This is a genomic window from Euzebyales bacterium (genome assembly GCA_035461305.1).
GTDB lineage: Bacteria > Actinomycetota > Nitriliruptoria > Euzebyales > JAHELV01 > JAHELV01.
Window position 1 is genome coordinate 18466 of sequence record DATHVN010000174.1, and the last position, 24278, is coordinate 42743.

Genomic DNA, 24278 nt, shown 5'->3' on the forward strand with positions numbered 1-24278 from the left:
GGGCGTGGATGACGGTGTGGCGCGGACGACGGGTCGCAACGCGGCCGATGTCGTCGATGCACCGCACGACGCGACCGCGCTGGAGATCACCCAGCCCCTGCCACGCATCGATCCGTCGCAGGCGCCACCCGGGGTCACCGACCCGCGTCGAGAGGCCGCGCAGCTGATCGAGGGCCTGCCGCGGGCGCGACCTTCCGGCGTCAAGGCCGTGCTGTCGCGGCTGCCGTTCGACCTCGGCCTGCAGGTGCCCGACCTGCTGCAGCCGCTGGTCGGCAAGCTCAAGCAGCACTCGCCGAAGGTCGAGGTCCGCGAGGTCGTCCGCGCCTACATCTGCGCCGAGCGTGCCCACGAGGGCCAGAAGCGCAAGTCCGGCGAGCCCTACATCGTCCACCCGGTCGGTGTCGCCGAGACGCTCGCCGAGCTGGGGATGGACACGCCGACCATCGTCGCGGCGCTGCTGCACGACACGGTGGAGGACACCGTCATGAGCTCCGCCGAGCTCGCCGCCGAGTTCGGCGACGAGGTCGCGATGCTCGTCGACGGGGTCACCAAGCTCGACCGGGTGCAGGTCAACTCGTCACTCGAGCGCCAGGCCGAGTCACTGCGCAAGATGCTTGTGGCGATGGCGCGTGACTACAGGGTCCTGCTGATCAAGCTGGCCGACCGGCTCCACAACATGCGCACCCTGCACCACATGCCGCGCCACAAGCAGGAGTACATCGCCGACGAGACCCTGCAGATCTACGCCCCGCTCGCGCACCGCCTGGGCATGCAGAACTTCAAGTGGCAGCTGGAGGACCTCGCCTTCGCCACGCTGCACGCCAAGCGCTACGACGAGCTCAAGGCGATGGTCCGCGAGCGCCAGCCAGAGCGCGACCGCTACCTCGAACGGGTCGTCGGCGATGTCGAGCAGCTCCTGCGCGGCGTGAAGATCAGGGCCGAGGTCAGCGGCCGGCCGAAGCACTACTACTCGATCTACGAGAAGATGGTGCGCCGCGGCAAGGAGTTCTCCGAGATCTTCGACCTCGTGGGCATCCGCGTGATCGTCGACAGCGTCAAGGACTGCTACGGCGCGCTGGGCATGATCCACTCGCGATGGCATCCGGTCCCCGGCCGGTTCAAGGACTACATCGCGATGCCGAAGTTCAACCTGTACCAGTCGCTGCACACGACGGTCATGGGTCCCGGCGGGATGACGCTGGAGGTGCAGATCCGCACCCAGGCCATGCACCGCACCGCCGAGTACGGGGTCGCGGCGCACTGGAAGTACAAGCAGGCGACGCGGTCGGACCACTCCGAGGCCCAGTGGCTCGCGCAGATGATCGACATGCACCAGGCGACCGCGGAGCCCGACGAGTTCCTGTCGAACATGCGACTGGACCTCGACGCCGACGAGGTGTTCGTCTTCACCCCCGACGGAGACATCAAGTCGCTGCCGACGGGCTCGACGCCCGTCGACTTCGCCTACGCGATCCACACGGAGGTTGGGCACCGCACCGTCGGCGCCCGCGTCAACGGTCGGCTCGTGTCGCTCGAGTACGAGCTGCACAACGGCGAGACCGTCGAGATCCTGACGTCCAAGGCGCAGGAGGCGGGGCCGAGCCGGGACTGGCTCGACTTCGTCGGCTCGTCACGCGCCCGGTCCAAGATCCGCCAGTGGTTCTCACGCGAGCGGCGCGTTGACGCGATCGAGAAGGGGCGCGGCGCGCTGAAGGCCGAGCTCGGGCGACAGCGCTCGGGGTGGCGCCGCCTGATGACCGGCTCGGAGATCGCGGCGGTCGCCGAGGACATGAACTACGCCGACCTCGACGCGCTGTACCGTGCGATCGGCGAGGGCCACCTCGCGCCGCAGACGGTGGTCAGCCATCTCATCGGTCGCTTGACCGACGAGGACCAGGGCGAGGAGATCCTGCCGCCGTCGGTCGCCGAACCACCGTTGCGCGGCGTCACCGCGGTCCTCGTCGACGGGCTCGACGACGTGATGGTCTCGCTCGCGCAGTGCTGCAACCCTGTGCCCGGCGACGAGATCCTGGGCTTCATCACCCGCGGGCGCGGTGTCACCGTCCACCGCTCGGACTGCACGAACGCCGAGGACCTGCGACGCCAGACGGACCGGCTGATCGACGTGTCGTGGGACAGCAGCGTCCTGGCGATGTTCCGGGTGACGATGCAGGTCGACGCGCTGGACCGCAAGCATCTGCTGCGCGACATCACGACCGTGCTCGGCGACCTGCACGTCAACATCCTCAGCGCGCAGGTCACGACGCGCCGAGACCGTGTGGCCAAGCTGCGGTTCACCTTCGAGCTGGCGGACATCACCCACCTCGACCACATCCTCGCCCAGGTCATGCGGATCGAGTCGGTGTACGACGCCTTCCGGGTCATCCCGCGCAGGAACGGCAACGGCGTCAGCGCTGACGACGACGCCTGATTCCCCCACCGGTCGGTGGTCCGCGCCTTCGAGGACGGTTGTGGTCCTCCGACGACTCGGCTGCGGCCGCGTCGGTCGCACCATGGTCGTCCGCGCCCTCCAGGTTCGGCTCGTCGCCTGTCTCGGTGGCCTGTGCGACCCGTTCGAGGCGCTCGATCTCGCGCTGTGCGACGATGGCGTCGCGGTGGGCCCGCTCACCGGCGGTGCCGCTGCGCCGCTCATCGAGCTCAGCGAGCCGCTCGACCGGGCCGTACACGAGCAGCGTGTCGCCCGGGCGGGCCCGGTAGGTGCCCTTGGGCGCGCCGTAGTAGTGGTCGCCGCGGACGATGCCGAGCACCAGCAGGCCCTCGTGCGACAGGTCGAGCTCGGCAAGCGTCCGGTCGGCCAGCCAGTCGCCGGCCTCGACCAGCAGCTCCGAGATCCCGTAGTCGCTCGACAGGCGCAGCATGTTGCCGTAGTCGCGGACGTCGACGTCGGTCATGCGCTTGACCAGCCCGGCGAAGACGCGGGCCAGCACGCGATCGAGGGTCGGGATCCGCAGGATCATCCAGAGGATGAACACGCCGACGATGATCTGCAGCCCACGTTCGAGGCCCGAGCCGAACCCCGAGACGTCGAGGAACGAGCCAATCAGAGTAGCGATGATGGCCGCACTGCCCAGGCTTCCGACGCTCATGAGCGTCATGACGATGCGTCGGCGCGCGGGGTGGCTGACCACCGACTCGGACTCGTTGGTCGTGTACCCGGCGCCAGAGAGAGCCGACCGAGCCTGGAACTTTGCGATCGGACGGGGCAGCCCCGTCGCTGTGAGCGCGATCGTGCCGAGCCGGCCGATGAGCAGGGTCACGGCGGCGACGAGCAGCAGAGAGATGACCTGGAACACCGCCACTCCTCTCGGTCGTCATGGTGTGCCGCTTCGATCGTCGGCCGCGCCCGCTGCGACGACGGGTACCGTTCGGTCCGGCCCGTGGGACCCAGCTGTACAGCGCAACCGGTCCAGCGCGTGCATCGTGGGAACTCCACGAAGGAAAGGGTACGCATGTCCCGCCATGTGATCGACCGCCTCGTGCTCGGGATGTGGCAGGCGAACTGCTTCATCGTCGGTGACCGTGAGGCCGGCGCGGCGGTGGTCGTCGATCCGGGCCAGGACGGCGCTGACGACGTCATGGGACATCTGGACGCGCTCGACCTGGAGTGCAAGGCCGTCCTCCTGACGCACGGGCACCTCGACCACCTCTGGTCGGCGCCGGACCTCGCGACCCGCCTTGACGTGCCGGTGCTACTCCACCCCGACGACCGTTGGCTGTGGGACAATCCCGCCGCGGGCTTCGGTGCGCCGCTGGCGGGCCTCGAGGCGCAGTTCGGGCTGCGATGGGAGCCGCCGTCCGAGCGGCTCGAGCCGCTCGCGGACGGGCAGACGCTGCCGCACGCCGGCCTCAGGCTGCAGGTCCGTCACACGCCTGGGCACACGCCGGGATCGTGCGTGTTCATCGCCGACAACGGCGAGCCGATCATGCTGTCGGGCGACCTGCTGTTCGCTGGTTCCGTCGGACGGACGGACCTCCCGCGCGGATCGATGGCCGAGCAGAACGACTCACTGAAGCGCGTGGTGCTGCCGCTGGCCGACGACACCCGCGTCCACCCCGGCCACGGCCCCGACACGACGGTGGGCATCGAGCGCGCCACCAACCCCTTCCTGCGCGCCCTCTAGCCCCGCCACCACCCGAAGACCGACCACCACCCCGAGGTTCGCTGCACCACCTTCGGTCGCGAGGTTCGGGGAGGTGAGCGACGTTCGTGCTGGGTGCGAAGAGTCGCCCACACCTCGAGGTCTGGACGACCACCCCGAAGTTCGCTGCACCACCTTCGGTCGCGAGGTTCGGGGTGGTGAGCGACGTTCGTGGCAGAGCTGGACTGCGCACCCCACCCGACGTCTGTCCACCGCCTCGACAGTCACGGACAACGCTGCATCTCATGCCAGGGCCGCCCCGCTGAGCACCACCCCGAACGTCAGGAGGAGCAGCAGGGCGACGACACCGCGGAAGGCCGCGCGGTCGCGGCCACGCAGCGTTGCCGCGACGATCCACGCGAGTCCGATCGCACCGGAGACCCCGATCAGCGTCGCCGCCGCGCGGGACGTCGCGCCGTACGTGACCAGCGCGACGCCGGTGGCCACGAGGATGGTCGCGAACCAGAGCGCCCGGCGACGGCCGAGCCGGTGCGGGAGTCCCTCGACGCCGGTCGCCCGGTCATGCTCGAGATCGGGGATCGCGTTCGCGAGGTGGGCACCACCGCCGAGCACCGCGCCGGCGGCCATGATCCACCACGCCGGCCAGCGGCCGAGCGGCTCGGTCAGGGTCACGACGGCAGGCAGGAGACCGAACGCCACCATCCACGGCACGATGCTGAACGCGCTCCGTTTCGCCACGACGTTGTAGATCCAGCCGGCGGCGACGCCGGTGAGGTGCACGACCGCGGCCACGACGCCGAGCGCGAACGACGCTGCGACGCAGACGATGAGCGCGCTGAGCGCGGCCCCGAGGACCGTCCGCGGAGCGACCTCGTGCTGCGCGACGGGCTTGTCGAGACGGTGTCCGGCACGGTCCCTGTGCCGGTCGAGCCAGTCGTTGCTCCAGCCGATCGACAGCTGTCCGCTGCCCACAGCCAGCATGACGAGAGCCGACCGGGCACCGAGACCGGCACCGACCGCGAGCGCGGTCGCCGCCAGCGTCACCGCGGCCGACGGCTCGGGATGGGCCGCACGCAGCAGTGGTCCGAGGCGGCGTAGCATGGGTCGCTGCGCCCTCCGTCTAGGCGTATCTCCCCAGTCACCGCCCATGCGGCGCAGCACACACAAGGATCATTCGGTGACCCCCTACGGAGCAATGCGGACCCACGGTGCGGGAACACTGCGGGCGAGCGACGACGGTACCGCAGTCGTGCTCGCCGGCTGGGTGGCCCGCAGGCGCGATCACGGTGGCGTGGCGTTCCTCGACCTGCGTGACCGCACGGGCGTGGTCCAGGTCGTGGCCGACCCGGAGGCCGACGAGGCCCTCCAGTCCGCCCATCACGTCCGCAGTGAGTACGTGGTCGCTGTCCAGGGCACGGTCCGTCTGCGGCCCGAGGGCATGGTCAACGACAGGCTCGACACGGGTGACATCGAGGTCGCAGCTTCGCGACTGGAGGTGCTCGCCGCCGCCGACACGCCGCCGTTCCCCATCGACGACCGCGTCGAGGTCGACGAGCTGATGCGCCTTCGCTACCGGTACCTGGACCTGCGCCGGGCACCACTCGCGCGCGCGCTGTACATGCGCGCGGAGACGACGGCGGTGATCCGTGAGGTGATGCAGGCGCACGGCTTCGTCGACGTCGAGACCCCGCTGCTGACGCGGTCGACGCCCGAAGGCGCCCGCGACTTCCTCGTGCCGTCGCGCATGCGGTCCGGGGAGTTCTACGCGCTGCCCCAGTCGCCTCAGTTGTTCAAGCAGCTGCTGATGGTTGCTGGTGTCGAGCGCTACTACCAGATCGCGCGTTGCTTCCGTGACGAGGACTTCCGGGCCGATCGGCAGCCGGAGTTCACCCAGCTCGACCTCGAGGCCAGCTTCATCGACGAGGAGGACGTCTACGCACTGGTCGAGGAGCTGCTGACGACCATCTGGGCACGGGTGCTCGACGTCAAGCTCGATCCACCGTTCACGAGGATGACCTACGCCGAGGCGATGGCTCGGTTCGGCTCGGACCGGCCGGATCTGCGGATCGGCCTGGAGCTGGTCGACCTGCGCGAGGTCTTCGCCGACACCGAGGTCGGCGTGTTCGCCGGGGCGCTGGGTGCCGGCGGCACGGTGATCGCAGTCCGCCTGCCTGACGCTGGCGCGCTGACGCGCAAGCAGCTCGACGGCTGGGTCGACTTCGCCAGGGCACGGGGTGCGAAGGGGCTGGCGTGGGCCGTCGTCAACGACGACGGCACGCTGCGCAGCCCGCTGGCCAAGCACATGCGCGAGACCGAGACCTCGGCGCTGCTGGACGCCACCGCTGCGGCACCTGGTGACGCCCTGTTCTTCGGCGCCGGGCCCGAGCGGGCGACTCAGGAGCTGATGGGCGCGGTGCGGCGCGCGCTGGCGCGTGACAACGAGCTCATCCCGCCCGATCGCTGGGAGTTCGTCTGGATCACGGAGCCGCCGGTCGTGGAGTGGAACGACACGGAGCAGCGCTGGGACGCCGTCCATCACCCGTTCACCGCGCCGACCGATGCGTCGCTCGACCTGATGGACAGTGAGCCGGGTCGGATGGCTGCGCGTGCCTACGACATCGTGCTCAACGGCATGGAGATCGGCGGCGGCTCGATACGGATCAACAACGCCGAGGTCCAGCAGCGGCTGTTCAGAGTCCTGGGCATCGATGCCGACACGGCGGCGGACCGCTTCGGGTTTCTCCTCGACGCGTTCGCCTACGGCGCACCACCACATGGTGGCATCGCCTTCGGCCTCGACCGGCTGGTGATGCTGCTGGCGGGGGAGGAATCGATCCGGGACGTGATCACGTTCCCCAAGACGCAGACCGGAGCAGACGTGTTGACCGGCGCGCCGTCGACCGTCGACGCCGACCAGTTGCGGTCGCTCGGGCTACGGGTGCGTCCGACGCGCTGAGATCCCGTCGAACGCGCACGTGGAACTTCGCGAGGCCGTGGTTCGGCGAGCTTGATCGCCTCGTTGGCGCTCGAGTCCCAACGGCCCAGGGACGCCTCCGCCGGACAGAAGCACGACGTCGCATGGAACGATGTCTGTCTGACACCAGGTGCGCCATACTGGATCGTTGATGAGTGCAACTCGCGGCATGAGGCCACAGCACGACGACGTGCGCGTGGACCGTCGCGCCGACCTGCCACTGCTGGGTCGGCTGAATGCGCACGGGTTCCGACTGTTGATGGCGGCGGACGCTGCTGTCATCGTCGCTGCGCTCGTGATCCCGATGCTGCTGCGCTGGGTGTTCAACATCCCGACGGGGTGGCGTCCCGTCGGCGAGTACGTCGTCGGCTACACGCTGGTCGTGGCGCTGCACTTCGTCAGCTTCTACTTCAGCGGCCTGTACGAGCGTGAGCAGCGCCTGGGTAGCCGGCCGGTCCTGCCGCGGATCGTCAGCATGGCGATCGGGGGGATGCTCCTGGTCGCGCTCGTCCAGTTGTTCACCCAGAACTACGTCGTGCCCCGCCCGAACCTGCTGCTGGTTCCCGTGCTGGTATCGCTGGGCATGGCTGCCAACAGGCGCATCTCGCGGACGCTCCGCGGTCGCCGTGAAGGGCTTCCGCGTGTGCTGCTGCTCGGTGTGCCCGATGACGTGAACCTGGCCTGTGAGCACATCGACGAGGTCCGCGGCACCGCCCGCATCGTCGGGACGACGACCACCGTCGCGGACCTGCTCACGCTGCAGCAGGAGACCGCCGCGACCGACGTGCTGGTGGTCACCGCCCGGCTGATCGACGACGCGTATCCCGAACCGCTGTCCACCTTCGAGACGCTGGGTGTCAACGTGCTGCGTCGGATCTCCGCGCAGGACACGTTGCTCGGCCTCAGCGGGGTCCGCGAGGTCGCCGGCCTGCCGTTCGTCGTCCTCGGCGGGTCTGCGCTGCCGTCCTCGCGAGCGCGCTTCAAGCGCACGCTCGAGCTGCTCGAGCTGCTCATCCTGCTGCCGGTGTGGGTGGGGGGCATCGCGCTGATCGGCGTCTACGTGCTCGTGACGGCTGGGCGACCGGTGTTCTTCTGGCAGCGCCGGGTCGGGATGAACAGCCGTCTGTTCGACATGGTCAAGTTCCGCACGATGTCCACCGACGCCGAGGCCTCCGGCCTGCCGGTGCTCGCCGCCAATGATGACGCACGCGTTGTCCCGGCCCTGCGGTGGTTGCGGAACACGCGCCTCGACGAGCTGCCGAACCTGTGGAACGTGATGCGGGGGGACATGTCGATCGTCGGGCCCCGGCCTGAACGGCCGGAGTTGACTGCCCAGTTCGAACAAGTCATCCCTGGTTACGACCGCCGTCACGAGATCCCGCCGGGGCTCACGGGCCTGGCACAGGTCCACGGGCGGTACCACACCGATCCCGAGTACAAGCTGGGCTACGACCTGCAGTACCTCGTGAACTGGTCGCCCGTCCTGGACCTGCAGATCCAACTCCGCACGATCTGGGTCATGGTCACCCGCCGCATGTAGCAGCCACCGCAGGTGGTGGCACCGACCGCCAGCCCTGCCAGCCCCGGCGACCAACACCCGTGAGGAGCAGGACGTCGGCATGTCCTACGGCTTCGAGGACCAGGTGACCTGCGCGGCAGGGCGTTGCCGGGCGGCTCGTCGACGGCCGCCGTCAACGGCGGTGAGCGGTCGCTGGGCCTCGTGGTCTATGCGGAGGCTGGCGTTCGGGCGGGTGCCGTCACCGCATCGCTGTGTGCACCGCCTCGTCCGCCCGCGTTCACCGTCGCCGACGCCACGCTGACGTGCCGCGTGCACGCGCGCCGCGGCGATCCGGCGCCGGATCGCGGGATCCACAGATCCGGCCGAATCGCCACTCAGACGCAAAAAAGATCATAAGATAACACCACGTTGCACGAGGAGGCAGTGTGGTGGGACCGCATCCGGACGAACCGATCTATGGCACGTCCTGGCGCCGCCACGGCGAACGGCGACAGCGCGCTGCGCGGATCGCACGGACGCTTCGGCCCGCCGCGCATGCGCTCGGCGGTCTGGTCAGCACCGAGCTGATCGTTCCCTATGCGGGCCGCTGGTACCGACCCGACGTGGGCGTGGTCGTCGACGCCGATCCGCCACTTGACGGCGTGCTCGAGGTCGCGCCGGCCCTGGTCGTGTGCCTCGGCGGCCCGCTGCGCGGCGCGGACTGGCTGCGGGCCGGCGCGGGGGCGGTGTGGGACTGCGACGACGACGGCGTCGCGTTGCTGACACGACGCGCCGTGCGACGCATGGCACGCGGCCAGTGGCTGACGCATCCCGACGAGCCGGCGCTGCGCCTCGCGGCCGACGATCTGACGGCCGGACCGCTGGCCGATGCGCGGATTGGCGCCTGACCGGTTAGGCTGCGGTCTCGCCACCCACGCCGTGACCGCGGTCGTCGTCGTGTCACGCCACAAAGGACAGATCCGTGCGCAGCTCGTTCATGATCGGCCTGATCGTCGTCGTCATAGCGGCGGCGTTCGTGGGACTCGGACTCGCCTACGGTGCGAGCTTCTTCGGCGTGGCCGCGATCGTGGCCGCGGTCGGGTTCGGTGCCGCGATGGTCGGCGTGCTCGCGCTGCTCGTGAACCTCGTGACGACCGTCCAGCAGCTGACCACGACGGTCAAGCAGATCACCGACGAGACCATTCCGCTGCTCGGTGGCATCAACGAGACGGTGGCCGGCGTGAACACGGAGCTGGCGCGGATCGATACCATCGTTGCCAGCGTGCAGCAGATCTCCTACCGGGCCGAGGGCGTCGCCGGCGTGCTGCAGGCGGCGGTGGCGAACCCGCTGATCAAGGGCATCGCGTTCGTGACCGGCACCCGTGCGGCGGCAAAGGCGGCACGCAAGGCGACGTGACGGCGTCACCGACAGCCACCGGAGCACGATCGCAGCACCCACGCAAGGATCCACCATGTTCTCTCGGATGTTCTTCGCCGTCGTCGGCCTTGGCGCCGGCGTGGCCGTCGGCATGTGGGCGATCCGCAAGGTCGAGCGGGCCGGGCAGCGGCTGACGCCCGACGCGCTGGTGTCGCGTGCCGGTGAGCGTGCGAGTGGCTTCGGTGCTCGCCTGGCGGAGGCCATCGACGTCGGCCGTCGGGCAGCGGAACAGCGCGAGGCGGAGCTGCGGACGCAGTACACGAACGGACGGGGAGGAGGCGACGATGCGGTCAGATGAGATCCGTCGGACGTTCCTCGACTTCTTCGCCGAGCGCGGCCACCGGATCTGGCCATCGGCGTCGTTGATCCCCAGCGACCCGACGTTGCTTCTCACAGTCGCGGGCATGGTGCCATTCAAGCCCTACTTCCTGGGTGAGGCGACCCCTGACAACCCGCGCGCGGTCAGTGTCCAGAAGGTGGTGCGCACGAACGACATCGAGAACGTCGGGCACACCACGCGGCATCTGACCTTCTTCGAGATGCTGGGCAACTTCAGCTTCGGGGACTACTTCAAGGCCGAGATCATCCCGTGGGCGTACCAGCTGTCGACCGAGGGCTTCGGATTCGATCCCGAGCGCCTCTGGGCGACCGTCTACGACGAGGACGCTGAGGCCTTCGATCTCTGGGCGTCGCTGACCGACATCCCCCCCGAGCGCATCCAGCGGCGCGGCCGGGATGACAACTACTGGGACATGGGCGTCGCCGGCCCCTGCGGTCCGTGCAGCGAGATCTTCTTCGACCGCGGTCCCGAGCACGGTCCCGACGGTGGTCCAGTGGTCGACGAGACGAGGTTCCTCGAGTTCTGGAACCTGGTGTTCATGCAGTTCGAACAGGACGACGACGGCAACATCGTCGGCGAACTGCCTCGCAAGAACGTCGACACCGGCGTCGGGTTCGAGCGCCTGGCGATGCTGCTGCAGGGCGTGGCGAACGTGTTCGAGACGGATGTGATCCGCCCGATGCTGGAGCGTGCGTCGCAGCTGACCGGCGTGGGATACGGCACGGCGGAGAAGTCAAACATCAGCCTGCGGGTGATCGCAGACCACGCGCGCAGCTCGTCGTTCCTGATCGCCGACGGCGTCCTGCCGTCCAACGAGGCCCGTGGCTACATCCTGCGTCGCCTGCTGCGCCGCGCCGTTCGCCACCTGCGCCTGCTCGGCTCGGACAAGCCGATGCTGCCCGACATGGTGGTCTCGGTCATCGACACGCTCGGCGCGGCGTGGCCCGAGCTGGTCACCCAGCGCGAGCTGATCACGCGGGTCGCGGCGGCGGAGGAGGACAGCTTCGGACGGACGCTGCGCACCGGGATGGGCATGCTGTCGACCGCGATCGACGAGACGAAGCAGCGGGGTGAGCAGAAGCTGTCCGGGTCGACCGCCTTCAAGCTGCACGACACCTACGGCTTTCCGGTCGAGCTGACGCTGGAGATCGCCGCCGAGGAGGGCCTCGACCTCGACAGTGATGTGTTCGCGGCCGAGATGGAGGCGCAGCGTGAGCGTGCCAGGAGGGCGGCGCGGCGCGAGGACGGCGAGGGCCCGGACACCGACGCGTACCGGAGGGTGGCCCAGCAGAGCGCGGTCGACTTCGTCGGCTACGACCGCAGCGAGGCTGACGCGCCTGTCGCGGCACTGCTCGACCGCGCCGGCACCATCGAGCGCGCGCAGGAGGGCGACGAGGTCGAGGTGGTCCTGCCGGTCACGCCGTTCTACGCGGAGGGAGGCGGCCAGCTCGGCGATCACGGCGTCATCGAGACACCGACCGGGCGCCTGCAGGTCGTCGACACCGTCGAGCCGCTCGATGGGCTGATCGTGCATCGCGCGCGGGTCGACGCGGGCGAGGTGGCCGTCGGACAGGACGCGCACGCGCGCATCGACCGTGAGCGCCGAGCGGCGATCACGCGGGGCCACACAGCGACGCACATCCTGCACGCCACGCTCAAGGACGAGCTCGGCGAGCACGCGGCGCAAGCGGGGTCGGCCATCGACGCCGGCCGGTTCCGCTTCGACTTCCCCCACTTCTCCGCCGTCTCGGCCGACCAGCTGCAGCAGGTCGAGGCACGGGTCAACCGGCGCATCGCGCAGAGCCCGGACATCACCACCGAGATCATGAGCCACGCCGACGCGCGCCGCATCGGCGCGACCGCGCTGTTCGGCGAGAAGTACGGCGAGATCGTGCGGGTCGTGCGCATCGGTGACTTCTCGGCGGAGCTGTGCGGTGGCACCCACGTGCACCGCACCCCCGACATCGGGGTCTTCTCGATCCTGTCGGAGGGATCGATCGCCGCCAACCTGCGCCGCATCGAGGCCCTGACGGGCGCCGAGGCGCTCGCGCACCTGTCGCGAGAGCGCCTGGTCGCTGAGCAGGTCGCCCAGATGCTCAAGGTGTCCCCGGACGAGGTCGTCGAACGGGTCGCTGGGCTCATCGACCGCTTGCGAGCAGCAGAGAAGGAGCTTGTGCGCGTACGCCAGCAGGCGCTGCTGGCGGCCGCCGGCAGCCTCACCGAGGGCGCAGAGCGCGTCAACAGCGCCCAGGTGCTGGCGGCGGCGGTGCAGGGCGCGGACCGCGACGGCCTCAAGACGCTGGCGCTCGACCTGCGCCAGCGGCTCGGGGAATCGGTCGTCGTGCTCGGCGACGTCACCGAGGACGGCAAGGCGCAGCTGGTGGCCGCGGTGTCGGCGGGCCTGGTCGCGCGTGGCATCGAGGCCCGCGAGGTCCTACAGCCCGGTGCCCGCGTGGTCGGCGGCGGTGCCGGTGGACGCGGGGAGGTCGCGCAGGCGGGCGGTCGTGAGGGCGGTGCGCTGGCCGAGGCGCTGGACGTGTGCCGGCGGACGGCGCGCGAGCTGGTCGGGAGCCTGTCATAGATGCGGGCGCTCGGCGTCGACCTGGGCACGGTGCGGATCGGCCTCGCGCTGACCGACCCGTCGCGGTCGATCGCCAGCCCCTACGACACGCTGCCCGCGGGTGACGTCGCAGCCGACGACTGGCCCCGGCGGATCGCGGCGACGATCGCGGGCGTGGCCGCCGAGGTCGGTGCGGACGCGATCGTGATCGGCCTGCCGCGGGCGATGTCGGGCAAGGACACGGCAGGCGCGGCCGGCGCGCGTCGTGTCGCGGACGCACTGCGCACCGCGACCGATGCGTCGGTGCACCTGTGGGATGAGCGCCTGAGCTCGGTCGAGGCCGAGCGCATGCTGATCGGCGCCGGACGGCGTCGCCAGCAGCGCAGGACGGCGCGGGACCGCGTCGCCGCCGCGATCATCCTGCAGTCGTGGTTGCAGGCGAACGCACCCGCATGACGCGCCGCAGCGGAGCTAGGACGTCAATGGCCCTGTCAACCGGCTCGAAGGTCTTCGGACTCCTCACGTTGTCGATCATGGGCGGCCTGGTCTACTCGCTGCTGCAGTTCGGCTCCGGCGATGGGGACGACGGAACCGGTGACGTGGTCAGCGTCGAGATCCCCGAGGGCGTCGCGGCCGCCGAGGTGGGCGACATCCTGGTCGACGCGGGTGTCGTGGACAACGCGTTGAGCTTCCAGGTGAAGGTGCGCACGGATCCGCGTGCGGAGCAGATCCAGCCGGGCACCTACGAGCTGCACACGGGCATGGACAACGACGCGATCCTCGACGCGCTGACTGACGAGGGCGAGGTCGTCGAGACGTCCACGGTCACCATCCCCGAGGGCCTGACGGTCCAACAGACGCTGAAGCGCATCGCCGACGCAAGCCCCTACCGGGTCAAGCAGCTGCGGCGCGCCCTGGCCGGCGTGGCCCTGCCCGCATGGGTGCCGAATGATCTACCGAAGGACGCCGAGCCGTTCGAGGGCCTGCTCGCACCCGACACGTACGAGTTCCGCGTCGACCTCAACCCGCAGGAGCTCCTCAACCGGCTCGTGGTCGAGACGGACGACCGGATGCGCAGCCTCGACATCCGTCAGCGGCGCTTCTACCGGACGCTGATCATCGGATCGCTCATCGAGCGGGAGGTCCGGGTCCCCAAGGAGCGGGTGACCGTCAGCTCGGTGATCCAGAACCGACTCGACGCCGATCGGGCGCTGCAGATCGACGCGACCGTGCAGTACGCGCGCGGTGAAGCCGGCACGCGCGTGCTGACCCGCGACACCGACGTCAGGTCGCCGTGGAACACCTACGAGAACGTCGGGCTGCCGCCGACGCCGATCGCCGCGCCCGGCATGGCGGCGCTCGATGCGGCCGCGAACCCGGCCGACACGGACTTCACGTTCTACGTCGTCTGTGACTTCGACACGGGGGCGCACGCCTTCACCGACAACTTCGACGACCACCGGCGCAACGCGGCGCGGTACCGGCGGCTCCGTGCGGCCCAGAAGGGGTCCTACTGCGCCGACGCCGCGTGACCACCGAAAGCCCGGGGGAGGGTGGTCGGACATGACCACACGATGACCACGGCCGCGACGGCGCTGGTGTGCCTGCTCGGGGATCCGGTGGCGCACAGCAAGTCCCCACAGCTGCACACCGCGGCGTTCGCGGCGTGCGGGATCGACGCGGTCTACGTGGCCTGTGCGGTGCGTGACGCGCGCGCCGCCGTCGACGGCCTCGACGTGCTCGGCGCACTCGGTGCGAACATCACCGTGCCCCACAAGCGTGCGGTGTGGGAGCACGTACGTCGGCGCACGTCCGAGGCGGAGCGCATCGGTGCAGCCAACACGCTGTTCCGCGACGAGGGGCGCTGGTTCGCCGACAACACCGACGCTGCCGGTGTGCACCGCGTCCTCGTCGACGACGTCGAGCTCGAGCCCGGCGCCGGCGTCGTGCTGTTCGGTGCGGGCGGGGCGGCGCGGGCGGTCGCCGTGGCGCTCGGGCGGCTCGGTGCCAGGGTGCGGGTGGAGGCGCGCAGGGCGGCGCCAGCCGCCGACGTGCAGCGCGTCGCGTCGGATGCCGGCGCCGGTGAGCTGCCTGCCCGCGCCACGCCGCAGCTGATCGTCAACGCCACGCCGCTGGGCATGCACGGTGAGCGTCTGCCGCAGCGGTACCACGAGCTGCACGACGGCCAGGCGGCCCTCGACCTGGTCTACGGGCCGTCGCAGACCCAGTTCGTCGCGGACGCACGGGCACGTGGACTCCCGGCGTGGGACGGGCTCGGGATGCTGGTCGCCCAGGCGGGTGCCGCGTTCGAGCGCTGGACTGGCCGGCCCGCTCCGCTGTCGGCGATGCGGGACGCGGCGGTCCGACCCTAGCCGGCCCACGCACCGGCCACCGACCAACTTGAGGGTGAGGTCCAGCTCGAGGCCTGCCCGCCACGCTGAAGGCGGCGCAGCGGGCGGCGGACGCCTCGGCTTCACCCGTGCTGTCAGGATCACCACCGTGACGATGGGGGAGGAGGGCGAGGAGGCGTCCGACCTTCGAGGTCTTCGACGCCCGCGATCCGTGCGAGCCAGCTGGTTGCGGAGGACAACAGTGGTGGGTGCGCCACCACTCGGCACGACACCGTCGCCGGAAAGGTCACGGTGCTCGACATCGCCGCAGCTGTGCCACGATGCGCTTCGAGGACAAACGGTTCATCCTGTGCGAGGTGAAGAGATCCAGAAGTAGGCGGCCTTCGATGAGGCGCCGGCCCTGTGCAGGGGGATGGCGACCGTGCACGGATCGACGACGGGCGCGACCAACCTGCTGGTCGCCCGCCAACCGATCCTGGATCGTGACGCGCGGGTCGTCGCCTACGAGCTGCTCGCGCGGCGGACGCCGCGCGAGCAGACCTGGCAGGGCGGCACGGAGGACTCGCGCACGACGTCGCGCGTCATCCGCCAGGCGTTCCTCGAGATGGTCGTGTGGAGCCTGACCGAGGGCCTGCCCGCGTACATCAACTTCACCCGCGACCAGCTGCTCGACGGCGTGGCCGAGACGCTGCCGCCCGAGCTGGCCGTCATTGAGATCCTCGAGACGATCGCTCCCGACGCCGAGGTCGCCTCGGCGTGCCGGCGGCTGCGCGCCGCCGGCTACCGCGTCGCACTCGACGACGTCGTGGTCGACGATCCGAGGATGGTGCTGCTCGACGCCGTCGACGTGGTGAAGCTCGACGTCGCGGCCACGACCATCGACGAGCGGCTTGCACTGATCGAACGGTGCCGCGCCGCGGGAGTGGCCACGCTGGCCGAGAAGGTCGAGACGCCCGAGCAGCATGACGAGGCCGCGCGCCTGGGCTGCGAGACCTGGGCGGTCACACTGCTGGTCGTGCTGTGGCTGGGCGCGCGGCACCCGCACCCGCTGCGTGACACGGCATTGAGCCGGGCACGGTTCTGTGAGCAGCTCACCGCGAGGTTCGCCGCCGGGACGCGCGTGCGGCCGGAGGACGGCTACATCGTGGGGTTGTGCTCGCTGCTGGACGCGATGGTGGGCGAGCCGCTCGCTGCTGTGCTCGAGCGCATTCAGCTGCCGGCCCTGCTCGCCGAGGCGTGCCTGCACGGCTCCGGCGAGCTGCGCGACGTGCTCGCGCTGGTGCGCGCCTACGAGCACGGCGAGTGGCAGGCCGTCCAGCACCATGCCGCGGCGCTCGATGCCCCGGCCGAGCAGCTCGCGCCCCTCTACGTCGACTGCCTCGCGTGGGTGCGTGACCTGCTGCGTGGCGTCGGCGCGTCCGACACGCCGGTGTAGCCGGCAGGCTGCTACCGTGCTGGAGCCATGAGCTTGCGTTACCTCACCGCCGGCGAGTCCCATGGACCCGCCCTCGTCGGCATCCTCGAGGGGATGCCCGCCGGCGTGCCGGTGGACCGCAAGAGGATCGCGCAGCAGCTGGCCCGGCGGCGGACGGGCCATGGACGGTCGCCGCGCATGAGCTTCGAGACCGACACCTTCGAGATCCTCGGTGGCGTCCGGCACGGCCTGACGCTGGGCTCGCCGGTCGCGCTGGTGATCCGCAACACCGAGTGGCCGAAGTGGCGGGACGCGATGGCGGTCGACGCGCCCGACGACCCCGACGCAGTCGCGGCGACCGGACGCGGGACCCCGCTCACCCGGCCGCGGCCCGGCCACGCCGACCTGGTCGGCATGCAGAAGTACCACTTCGACGATGCCCGCAACGTGCTGGAGCGCGCCAGCGCACGGGAGACGGCGATGCGGGTCGGGCTGGCCGCCGTCACGCGCGGCCTGCTCGACGCGCTCGGCATCGACATCGTGTCCCACGTCGTGCGGATCGGTGGCGCCGCCGTCGACGCCGACCTCGCCCCGGCTGAGCCGAGGGATCAGCAGCGCATCGACGCCGACCCCGTCCGATGTGCCGACGCGGATGCCTCGAAACGGATGCAGGCCGCGATCGACGAGGCGAAGGCGCAGCGTGACACGCTCGGCGGCGTCATCGAGGTGCTCGTCTACGGGGTGCCGCCCGGCCTCGGCAGCCACGTTCACTGGGACCGCAAGCTTGACACCCGCCTGGCGGCGGCGTTGATGAGCGTGCAGGCCATGAAGGCGGTCGAGATCGGCGACGGCCTGCGCCTGGGTCGCGTGCCCGGGTCGCAGGCGCACGACGAGATCGCGCCCAGCGCCGGCGACGACGTCGTGACCTCGGGTGGCGCCGGCGGTTGGTCGGGTCGTGCCGTTCGGCGGCTGACCGACCGCGCTGGCGGCATCGAGGGCGGCATGTCGACGGGCGCCGTGCTGCGGATGCGTGCCACGATGAAGCCGATCTCCAGCCTCACCCAGCCGCTGCGCACGGTCGACACCACGACCGGCGAGGCCGCCGTGGCGATCACCCAGCGTTCCGACGTCTGTGCTGTCCCGCGGGCCGGCGTCGTGGCTGAGGCGGTCGTCGCCCACGAGGTGGCCCGCGCGCTGCTCGAGAAGACCGGAGGCGACTCGCTCGGCGAGGTGCGCGACAACCTCGAGCGGTACCTCGCGCGGCTGCCGGTCACGTCCGTGCCGTGACCGGCGGGGTCGTCACCCTGATCGGGCTGATGGGCGCCGGCAAGACAAGGGTCGGGCGCACCGCCGCCGCGGCGGTGGGCCGCGCCTTCGTCGACACCGACCGCCTCGTCGAACGCACCGCCGGCAGGACGATCACGGACATCTTCGCCAGCGAGGGCGAGCTCGGCTTCCGCCGCCGCGAGCGCGCGGCCGTCGAGGCGGCGACCGCGACGCCGGGCGCGCTGGTGTCAGTCGGCGGGGGAGCCGTGCTCGACGAGCGCAACGTCGCCCGCATGCGTGCCGCCGGCCAGGTGGTCTGGCTCTACGCCGAGCCGGAGACACTTGCGCAGCGCCTGCGCAGGTCGGTGCTGCGTGGGGATCGACCGCTGCTGGTCGACGCCGACCCTGTCGCGGTCCTGCGTGGCCTGCTCGAGGAGCGTCGCGCCGCCTACGACGCGGCTGCGACGACCGTGCTGTGCACAGACGGGCTCGCGGTCGAGGAGTCGACGCGGTTGCTCACCGACTGGCTGCGGGAGCACGCATGAGCGGCCTCGGGTCGGGTGCAGTCCCGGTGGCATCCGGACGGTGGTGCGCCCGATGAGCGGTGAGCGGATCCGCGTTGACGTGGCCGAGCCCTACGATGTGGTCGTCGGCCGCGGCCTGCTCGCGCACGCGCAGTCGTGGCTGCCCGACACCGGTGCGCGGCGGGCCGCGTTGGTCACGACGGCGCCCGTCGAGGCGCGCCACGCGGCCCCCGTCGCGACCGGCCTGCAGGCGGCCGGCCTCGACGTGCGCACCATTTGCGTCCCCGACGGTGAGCCGGCGAAGTCCCTGGACGTGCTCGGCGGGCTCTACGATTGGCTCGCGTCTCTGCCGTTGGCGCGAGGCGACGTGGTGGTCGCGGTGGGTGGCGGCGTCGTCACCGACCTCGGCGGGTTCCTCGCGGCGACCTGGCACCGCGGCGTCGACGTCATCCAGGTGCCCACCACGCTGCTCGCACAGGTCGACGCGGCGATCGGCGGCAAGACCGCCATCAACCTGGCCGCCGGAAAGAACCTGGTCGGTGCGTTCCACCAGCCGCTGGTGGTCGTGGCGGACATCGCGGCGCTCGACACGCTGCCGGTGCGCGAACTGCGCGCGGGACTGGCCGAGGTCATCAAGTGCGGTTTCATCCGCGACCCGGCGATCCTGGACGTGATCGAGACGGATCCCGCGACCGCCCTGGATCCGGCCGGCGACCTGCTGGTGGACCTCGTGCGCCGCGCCATCACCGTCAAGGCCGAGCTCGTGGCCGCCGACACCCACGAGCGCGGCGAGCGAGCACTGCTCAACTACGGCCACACGTTCGGCCACGCCCTCGAGACCCTGACCGGCTACGCGCGCTACCGCCACGGCGAGGCCGTCGGCATCGGCATGCGGTACGCGGCCCGGGTCGCCGAGCTCGCCGGCGTCGGCGAGGACGGGCTCGAGGAGCGGACCGTCGGCCTGCTCGAGTGCTCGGGCCTGCCGACGACGTGTTCGCCGCTGGACACGGACGCGGTCTTCACAACAATGGCGCGCGACAAGAAGGTCCGCGACGGGCTGCACCTGGTGCTGTGCGAGCGTGCCGGCAGCGCCAGCGTCGTAGCAGCGCCCGACCGTGCAGTCCTCGAACGGGCCCTCGCCGCCGTCTGGGACGCCTGAAGCCGGTGGGCGCTCGACGTCGCGGCGTCGCAGCAGGTGTCGAGCACGGCGGCCGTGTCGAGGCTGGTCGACAGCGCACTGATCAGGCGGGTCAGCGTGCGTGCCCCGTCGCGCTGGTGGGTGGCGCCGTGGTACAGCACGGCGTTGGCCAGGGCGAGCTGCGCCTGGCGTGCCAGCACGATCGTCTGCGCCATCTGCGGCGACAGGGCACCGCCGGTCCGGGCCGGGCCAGCGTCAGGAAGCCGGACACGTTTCCACGCTGGCCGTGCAGTTGGGTCACGATCCCGGGGGCGATCGCCCTGTCGGCTGCGCACCACCGGTCCAGCGGCACCGGTCTCACCCGGTGCGGTACCGTCCCCGTCGACCGCCACCCGGTGCACCCGGAGCCGTCGACGAGCTCGACGGTGGCGGTCGCGCAGTCCGTGACGGCCGGTCAGGCCTCTGGCCACGCGCCGCGCGCCGGGCCCGGATCGAGCTCCTGCGTGTCGTGTCCGCGCCGCCGAGCTCCATGACCTGGCCCATCCCCGCCGCGCGCTCGAGCCGCCGGTCGACGAGGTCGGCCTGCTCGGCGGCCACCCGGGGGGACCGTGGGCGGCGATCAGCAAGGGCGTGCCGTCGCCCGTGAACAGCGCGACCTCATCGGCGTCGGCGACGGTGACGACCTGACGGATGATGTCGTGCAGCAGCGTAGGTGTGACCTGCTCGACGAGCAGGTCCAGCAGGCGCCACAGCTGCGCGCCGCCCTGCCTCAGCGCGTCGGTGTCGCGTCGGGTCGTAGGATGCGCAGCGATGTCGGGTCCGGCCGACGAAGGATCGTGCTCGTCGCATACCGCTGCGGTGCGACGCACTTGGCGCCCCCCGCTCGACTCATGCGTCGTCCCCGTGGTCGGTGGCCACCGGCATGACGCGCCGATCCCGCGATACGTCAGCGTCAGGAGCTAGCGTGCGGATCCTGCTCGTGAACGGCCCGAACCTCTCTCAGCTTGGTCACCGGGCCCCCGATGTGTACGGCACGTCCACGATCGCCGACATCGTCGCGACCGTCAAGCAGATCCACCACGACGTCGACGTGTTCACATCCGAGTACGAAGGCGCGCTCATCGAGCGGCTGCACCGGGCGCGGACGGACGGCACCGACGCCGTCGTCATCAACCCGGGCGCGCTCACCCACTACAGCTACGCGTTGCGCGACGCGATCGACCTGGTGGGCCTGCCGACGGTCGAGGTGCACCTGTCCCAGACAGCGGCGCGGGAGCCATTCCGCCACCACAGCGTGGTCAGCGCCGTGGTCGACGTGACGATCACCGGCGCCGGCCCGTACGGCTACGAGCTGGCCATCCTTGCCGCCCGCCGGCTGGTCGAGTCCCGTGCCGACGGGCGCTGACGCTACACTCGCGCCATCGCCGGACGGGGGCCCGCCGGTCCACGCGTGCGCGGTGGCACGCTCCCGAGGCCAGGACCACCGGCCCGGCGCCCACGGCGCGCGATCCACGACCTGAGGTAGTTGCCATGGTGTCCACCAACAGCTTGAAGAACGGCATGACGTTGAACCTCGACGGCGAGCTGTGGCGCGTCGAGTACTTCCAGCACGTCAAGCCGGGCAAGGGCGGCGCCTTCGTCCGGACGACCCTGAAGGGGGTGCGCAGCGGCAAGACCGTCGACCGGACCTTCCGTGCCGGCGAAGACGTCGAGCAGGCCATCCTCACCCGACGGCAGCTGCAGTACCTGTACCGCGAGGGCCAGCAGCTCGTGTTCATGGACACTGGGCACTTCGAGCAGACCTACGTCAGCGAGGAGGCCATCGGTGACGCGGCGCTGTGGTTCGTCGAGGGCGACACGATCGAGCTGGTGTTCCACGACTCCGAGGTGGTCGGCGTGAACCTGCCGGCCAGCGTCGACCTGACCGTCACCGAGACCGAGCCCGGCATCCAGGGCGACCGCGTGTCGGGCGCCACCAAGCCCGCCACGCTCGAGACTGGCGCGGTCGTCCAGGTGCCGCTGTTCATCAACCCCGGCGAGCGGATCCGGGTGGACACGCGCACCAGGGCCTACAGTTCGCGGGCGTAGGAACCGACGTGATGCGCGCCCCTCCGGCGTGAGCGGCAGGCACACCTCATGAGCGGATCCCGGCACACCGACAGGCAGCGCGCGGTCGCGTTGCTGTACGAGGCGGACCTGCGAGGTGACGATCCCGCCGAGGTCCTCGCACGGTCCGGAGAGACCGATGACCCGCCCGCGCCGTTCACCCTCGCGCTCGTCACCGGGGTCGCAGGCGCCCGGGCCGAGCTGGACCGCCTCATCCAGGCCTACGCCCGCGGCTGGACCATCGAGCGCATGCCGATCGTCGACCGCAACCTCCTGCGGGTCGGGCTGTGGGAGCTCATCGGCTCGGACGTCCCCGTCGCCGTGGTGATCGACGAGGCCGTGGAGCTGGCCAACGAGCTGTCCACGCCCGACTCCGGCCGCTTCATCAACGGCGTGCTGGCGCAGGTCGCCCGCAGCGAGGACCGGGTGACCGCCATGCGCGGCGGGACCACTGACGTGCGTTCCCGCTGAACCGGCCGCGCGGCCGCATCCGCTGGACACATCTCGTGAGACGCGCGGTCGCCGGTCGCGACCTGATGCATCGTCGGACACGCTCACAGGTGGGTCGAGCATACGCATGGCATGAGTACACGTCTGCAGGTCGTGCTCGACGACGAGGAGCTCGAGGACATCCGACGAGTGGCGCGGCGCCACGGCATGACCGTCTCGGAGTGGGTCCGCCAGACCCTGCGCCGAGCATGCCGCCAGACGGCGTCGGGATCCGTCGATCGCAAGCTCGCGGCCGTCCGCGCCGCTGCTGCGCATGAGTTCCCGACATCCGAGCCGCGCCGTGTGGGTTCGTTGTGACCGGAGGAGGCGCCTGCTACCTTCAAGCCGACGCCCTTTAAGCCTGGTCCCGCGAGGCCAGAAAGGTCGAGATCGATGACGGCTGCGCGTGCATCCGGTGCCGTGACCCCCGACCCCCTGTCGCGTGAGGTCCTCGATGCGGAGGCGATCCGTCGGGCGGTGCGGCGCATGGCGCACCAGATCCTCGAGCACCACTCGGGCGCGGATGCTCTCGTGGTCATGGGCGTCCACACGCGCGGTGCGCCGCTCGCACGGCGCCTCGTGACCGACATCGAGGAGATCGAGCAGGTCCGCGTGCCGGTGGGTGCGCTCGACGTGTCGCTGTACCGCGACGACTATGCGCGCATCGGCCCCCGGCCCCTGGAACGCACGCACTTCCCCGTCGACACCGCCGGGCGCACCGTGATCCTGGTGGACGACGTCCTGTACACGGGACGGACCGTACGCGCCGCGATGGAGGCGGTCATCGACCAGGGCCGGCCGGACGCGATCGAGCTGGCGGTGCTGGTCGACCGTGGGCACAGGGAGCTGCCGATCCGCGCGGACTACGTGGGCAAGAACCTGCCGACGGCCGCCGACGAGGTCGTACGCGTGCGGCTGCGGGAGCACGACGACGTCGACGCCGTGTCCATCGAGCACAGGACGGCGCAGCAGTGACAACACCCGACGCGATCGTCCTCGACCCGCCCGACACCCACAGGCGTGGGCTGACCCACCTGCTGGACATGGCGGCGCTCGACGCCGACACGATCACCGCCGTCCTCGACACCGCCCGCGCGTTCGAGCAGCTCGCGACCCGTCCGATCAAGAAGGTGCCGACCCTGCGTGGTCGGACCGTGTGCAACCTGTTCTACGAGGACTCCACCCGCACGCGGGTCAGCTTCGAGATCGCCGCGAAGCGCCTGTCGGCCGACGTGCTGAACTTCTCGGCGAAGGGCTCGAGCGTGTCGAAGGGGGAATCGCTGAAGGACACGGCGCTGACCCTGCAGGCGATGGGCGTCGACGCGATCGTCATCCGCCACCACGCTTCCGGTGCCCCGTGGCAGCTGATGCGCTGGGTCGACGGGCATGTGTTGAACGCGGGTGACGGTCGCCACCAGCACCCGACCCAGGCGCTTCTCGACCTGTTCACGATCCGTGAGCGCTTCGGCACGCTGAGCGGCCTGCACGTCGCGGTCGTCGGCGACGTGCTGCACTCTCGTGTGGCGCGCAGCCTCGTGCAGGGGCTGCGCACGATGGGTGCCGGCGTCACACTCATCGGTCCGCCCACCCTGCTGCCGATGGCGGCTGGGGACTGGGGCGTCGACATCGCGCACGATCCCGACCCGGTGCTGGGCAAGGCCGACGTGGTCTACCTGCTGCGGGTCCAGCGCGAGCGGATGGAGGAGCAGTTCATCCCCTCGATCCGCGAGTACGCACGCCTGTGGGGCGTCGATCGCCGGCGACTCGGCCAGCTGGCCGACCAGGCCGTGATCATGCACCCTGGCCCGATGAACCGCGGGATCGAGTTGACGGCCGACGCGGCCGATGCGCCGAACTCGCTGATCACGCAGCAGGTGGCCAACGGCGTCGCCGTGCGCATGAGCTGCCTGTACCTGATGCTCGGGGGCGACCATCCGACCCAAGGCGGTTGAGCGGACATGACCTCAGGCAGCGTCGGCGGTAGGTCGCGTTGTGTGACCTCAGGCAGCGTCGGCGGTAGGTCGCGTTGTGTGACCTCAGGCAGCGTCAGCGGTAGGTC

Annotated in this window: 23 protein-coding genes; 21 read left to right on the forward strand and 2 right to left on the reverse strand. The window is 70.7% G+C overall.

Features of this window, described 5'->3' with window-relative positions:
• Nucleotides 1-4: 4 nt before the first annotated feature.
• Nucleotides 5-2431 (forward strand): bifunctional (p)ppGpp synthetase/guanosine-3',5'-bis(diphosphate) 3'-pyrophosphohydrolase, encoded by a 2427-nt coding sequence (locus tag VK923_16285; protein ID HSJ46235.1) that lies wholly within the window; start codon nt 5-7, stop codon nt 2429-2431.
• On the opposite strand, the gene VK923_16290 is transcribed toward VK923_16285, so the two are convergent.
• Nucleotides 2409-3314, reverse strand: a complete 906-nt coding sequence (locus VK923_16290; GenBank protein HSJ46236.1) for a TrkA C-terminal domain-containing protein — start codon at nt 3312-3314, stop codon at nt 2409-2411. The genes VK923_16285 and VK923_16290 overlap by 23 nt on opposite strands.
• Nucleotides 3315-3470: 156 nt before the next feature.
• Between VK923_16290 and VK923_16295 the strand changes: the two genes are divergently transcribed.
• Nucleotides 3471-4142, forward strand: coding sequence for an MBL fold metallo-hydrolase (locus tag VK923_16295; protein HSJ46237.1), 672 nt, complete (start codon nt 3471-3473; stop codon nt 4140-4142).
• A gap of 261 nt (nt 4143-4403) precedes the next feature.
• On the opposite strand, the gene VK923_16300 is transcribed toward VK923_16295, so the two are convergent.
• On the reverse strand, nt 4404-5222 hold the full coding sequence (locus VK923_16300; GenBank protein ID HSJ46238.1) for a UbiA family prenyltransferase: 819 nt from the start codon (nt 5220-5222) through the stop codon (nt 4404-4406).
• 76 nt (nt 5223-5298) lie between these two features.
• On the opposite strand from VK923_16300, the gene aspS reads away from it, so the two are divergent.
• From aspS to VK923_16395, 19 genes are all read left to right on the forward strand, one after another.
• On the forward strand, nt 5299-7077 hold the full coding sequence (aspS, locus tag VK923_16305) for an aspartate--tRNA ligase (GenBank protein ID HSJ46239.1): 1779 nt from the start codon (nt 5299-5301) through the stop codon (nt 7075-7077).
• A 169-nt stretch (nt 7078-7246) separates the two neighbouring features.
• The gene (locus VK923_16310) at nt 7247-8635 is read left to right on the forward strand and encodes a sugar transferase (GenBank protein ID HSJ46240.1); all 1389 of its coding nucleotides are present in this window, start codon (nt 7247-7249) and stop codon (nt 8633-8635) included.
• A 407-nt stretch (nt 8636-9042) separates the two neighbouring features.
• A complete protein-coding gene (locus VK923_16315; GenBank protein ID HSJ46241.1) occupies nt 9043-9501 on the forward strand; it encodes a hypothetical protein in 459 nt (152 codons plus the stop codon).
• 74 nt (nt 9502-9575) lie between these two features.
• Nucleotides 9576-10010: a hypothetical protein gene (locus VK923_16320; protein HSJ46242.1), complete on the forward strand. Its 435-nt coding sequence runs from the start codon at nt 9576-9578 to the stop codon at nt 10008-10010.
• A gap of 55 nt (nt 10011-10065) precedes the next feature.
• The gene (locus VK923_16325) at nt 10066-10329 is read left to right on the forward strand and encodes a hypothetical protein (GenBank protein HSJ46243.1); all 264 of its coding nucleotides are present in this window, start codon (nt 10066-10068) and stop codon (nt 10327-10329) included.
• Nucleotides 10316-12952: an alanine--tRNA ligase gene (gene alaS, locus VK923_16330; GenBank protein HSJ46244.1), complete on the forward strand. Its 2637-nt coding sequence runs from the start codon at nt 10316-10318 to the stop codon at nt 12950-12952. The genes VK923_16325 and alaS overlap by 14 nt, the downstream gene beginning before the upstream one ends.
• Nucleotides 12953-13387, forward strand: a complete 435-nt coding sequence (gene ruvX / locus VK923_16335) for a Holliday junction resolvase RuvX (GenBank protein HSJ46245.1) — start codon at nt 12953-12955, stop codon at nt 13385-13387. It begins immediately after the preceding gene.
• Nucleotides 13388-13413: 26 nt separating this feature from the next.
• Nucleotides 13414-14463 (forward strand): endolytic transglycosylase MltG, encoded by a 1050-nt coding sequence (mltG, locus tag VK923_16340; GenBank protein ID HSJ46246.1) that lies wholly within the window; start codon nt 13414-13416, stop codon nt 14461-14463.
• Nucleotides 14464-14505: 42 nt separating this feature from the next.
• Nucleotides 14506-15303: a shikimate dehydrogenase gene (locus VK923_16345; GenBank protein HSJ46247.1), complete on the forward strand. Its 798-nt coding sequence runs from the start codon at nt 14506-14508 to the stop codon at nt 15301-15303.
• Between the two features lie 391 nt (nt 15304-15694).
• Nucleotides 15695-16717: an EAL domain-containing protein gene (locus VK923_16350; GenBank protein HSJ46248.1), complete on the forward strand. Its 1023-nt coding sequence runs from the start codon at nt 15695-15697 to the stop codon at nt 16715-16717.
• Between the two features lie 27 nt (nt 16718-16744).
• Complete coding sequence (gene aroC, locus VK923_16355; protein HSJ46249.1) at nt 16745-17983, forward strand: chorismate synthase; 1239 nt, start codon at nt 16745-16747, stop codon at nt 17981-17983.
• The gene (locus VK923_16360) at nt 17980-18507 is read left to right on the forward strand and encodes a shikimate kinase (protein ID HSJ46250.1); all 528 of its coding nucleotides are present in this window, start codon (nt 17980-17982) and stop codon (nt 18505-18507) included. The genes aroC and VK923_16360 overlap by 4 nt, the downstream gene beginning before the upstream one ends.
• Before the next feature lie 52 nt (nt 18508-18559).
• Nucleotides 18560-19645, forward strand: a complete 1086-nt coding sequence (gene aroB / locus VK923_16365; GenBank protein HSJ46251.1) for a 3-dehydroquinate synthase — start codon at nt 18560-18562, stop codon at nt 19643-19645.
• 943 nt (nt 19646-20588) lie between these two features.
• A complete protein-coding gene (locus VK923_16370) occupies nt 20589-21029 on the forward strand; it encodes a type II 3-dehydroquinate dehydratase (GenBank protein ID HSJ46252.1) in 441 nt (146 codons plus the stop codon).
• A 125-nt stretch (nt 21030-21154) separates the two neighbouring features.
• On the forward strand, nt 21155-21712 hold the full coding sequence (efp, locus tag VK923_16375; GenBank protein ID HSJ46253.1) for an elongation factor P: 558 nt from the start codon (nt 21155-21157) through the stop codon (nt 21710-21712).
• Nucleotides 21713-21760: 48 nt separating this feature from the next.
• Entirely contained in the window at nt 21761-22201 is a 441-nt protein-coding gene (gene nusB, locus VK923_16380; protein HSJ46254.1) for a transcription antitermination factor NusB, read from the forward strand.
• 111 nt (nt 22202-22312) lie between these two features.
• Complete coding sequence (locus VK923_16385) at nt 22313-22537, forward strand: hypothetical protein (protein HSJ46255.1); 225 nt, start codon at nt 22313-22315, stop codon at nt 22535-22537.
• A 75-nt stretch (nt 22538-22612) separates the two neighbouring features.
• Nucleotides 22613-23194 carry a bifunctional pyr operon transcriptional regulator/uracil phosphoribosyltransferase PyrR gene (gene pyrR / locus VK923_16390; GenBank protein HSJ46256.1) on the forward strand — a complete coding sequence of 194 codons (582 nt, stop codon included), beginning with the start codon at nt 22613-22615 and terminating at the stop codon, nt 23192-23194.
• A complete protein-coding gene (locus tag VK923_16395; protein HSJ46257.1) occupies nt 23191-24171 on the forward strand; it encodes an aspartate carbamoyltransferase catalytic subunit in 981 nt (326 codons plus the stop codon). The genes pyrR and VK923_16395 overlap by 4 nt, the downstream gene beginning before the upstream one ends.
• The last annotated feature ends 107 nt before the right edge of the window (nt 24172-24278 follow it).

Coding starts and splice junctions, on each gene's coding strand:
- VK923_16295 (HSJ46237.1), top strand. CDS start 3,471: ATGTCCCGCCATGTGATCGACCGCCTCGTGCTCGGGATGTGGCAGGCG.
- VK923_16300 (HSJ46238.1), bottom strand. CDS start 5,222: ATGCTACGCCGCCTCGGACCACTGCTGCGTGCGGCCCATCCCGAGCCG.
- VK923_16310 (HSJ46240.1), top strand. CDS start 7,247: ATGAGTGCAACTCGCGGCATGAGGCCACAGCACGACGACGTGCGCGTG.
- VK923_16325 (HSJ46243.1), top strand. CDS start 10,066: ATGTTCTCTCGGATGTTCTTCGCCGTCGTCGGCCTTGGCGCCGGCGTG.
- alaS (HSJ46244.1), top strand. CDS start 10,316: ATGCGGTCAGATGAGATCCGTCGGACGTTCCTCGACTTCTTCGCCGAG.
- ruvX (HSJ46245.1), top strand. CDS start 12,953: ATGCGGGCGCTCGGCGTCGACCTGGGCACGGTGCGGATCGGCCTCGCG.
- mltG (HSJ46246.1), top strand. CDS start 13,414: ATGGCCCTGTCAACCGGCTCGAAGGTCTTCGGACTCCTCACGTTGTCG.
- VK923_16345 (HSJ46247.1), top strand. CDS start 14,506: ATGACCACGGCCGCGACGGCGCTGGTGTGCCTGCTCGGGGATCCGGTG.
- VK923_16350 (HSJ46248.1), top strand. CDS start 15,695: ATGGCGACCGTGCACGGATCGACGACGGGCGCGACCAACCTGCTGGTC.
- aroC (HSJ46249.1), top strand. CDS start 16,745: ATGAGCTTGCGTTACCTCACCGCCGGCGAGTCCCATGGACCCGCCCTC.
- aroB (HSJ46251.1), top strand. CDS start 18,560: ATGAGCGGTGAGCGGATCCGCGTTGACGTGGCCGAGCCCTACGATGTG.
- efp (HSJ46253.1), top strand. CDS start 21,155: ATGGTGTCCACCAACAGCTTGAAGAACGGCATGACGTTGAACCTCGAC.
- nusB (HSJ46254.1), top strand. CDS start 21,761: ATGAGCGGATCCCGGCACACCGACAGGCAGCGCGCGGTCGCGTTGCTG.
- VK923_16385 (HSJ46255.1), top strand. CDS start 22,313: ATGAGTACACGTCTGCAGGTCGTGCTCGACGACGAGGAGCTCGAGGAC.
- pyrR (HSJ46256.1), top strand. CDS start 22,613: ATGACGGCTGCGCGTGCATCCGGTGCCGTGACCCCCGACCCCCTGTCG.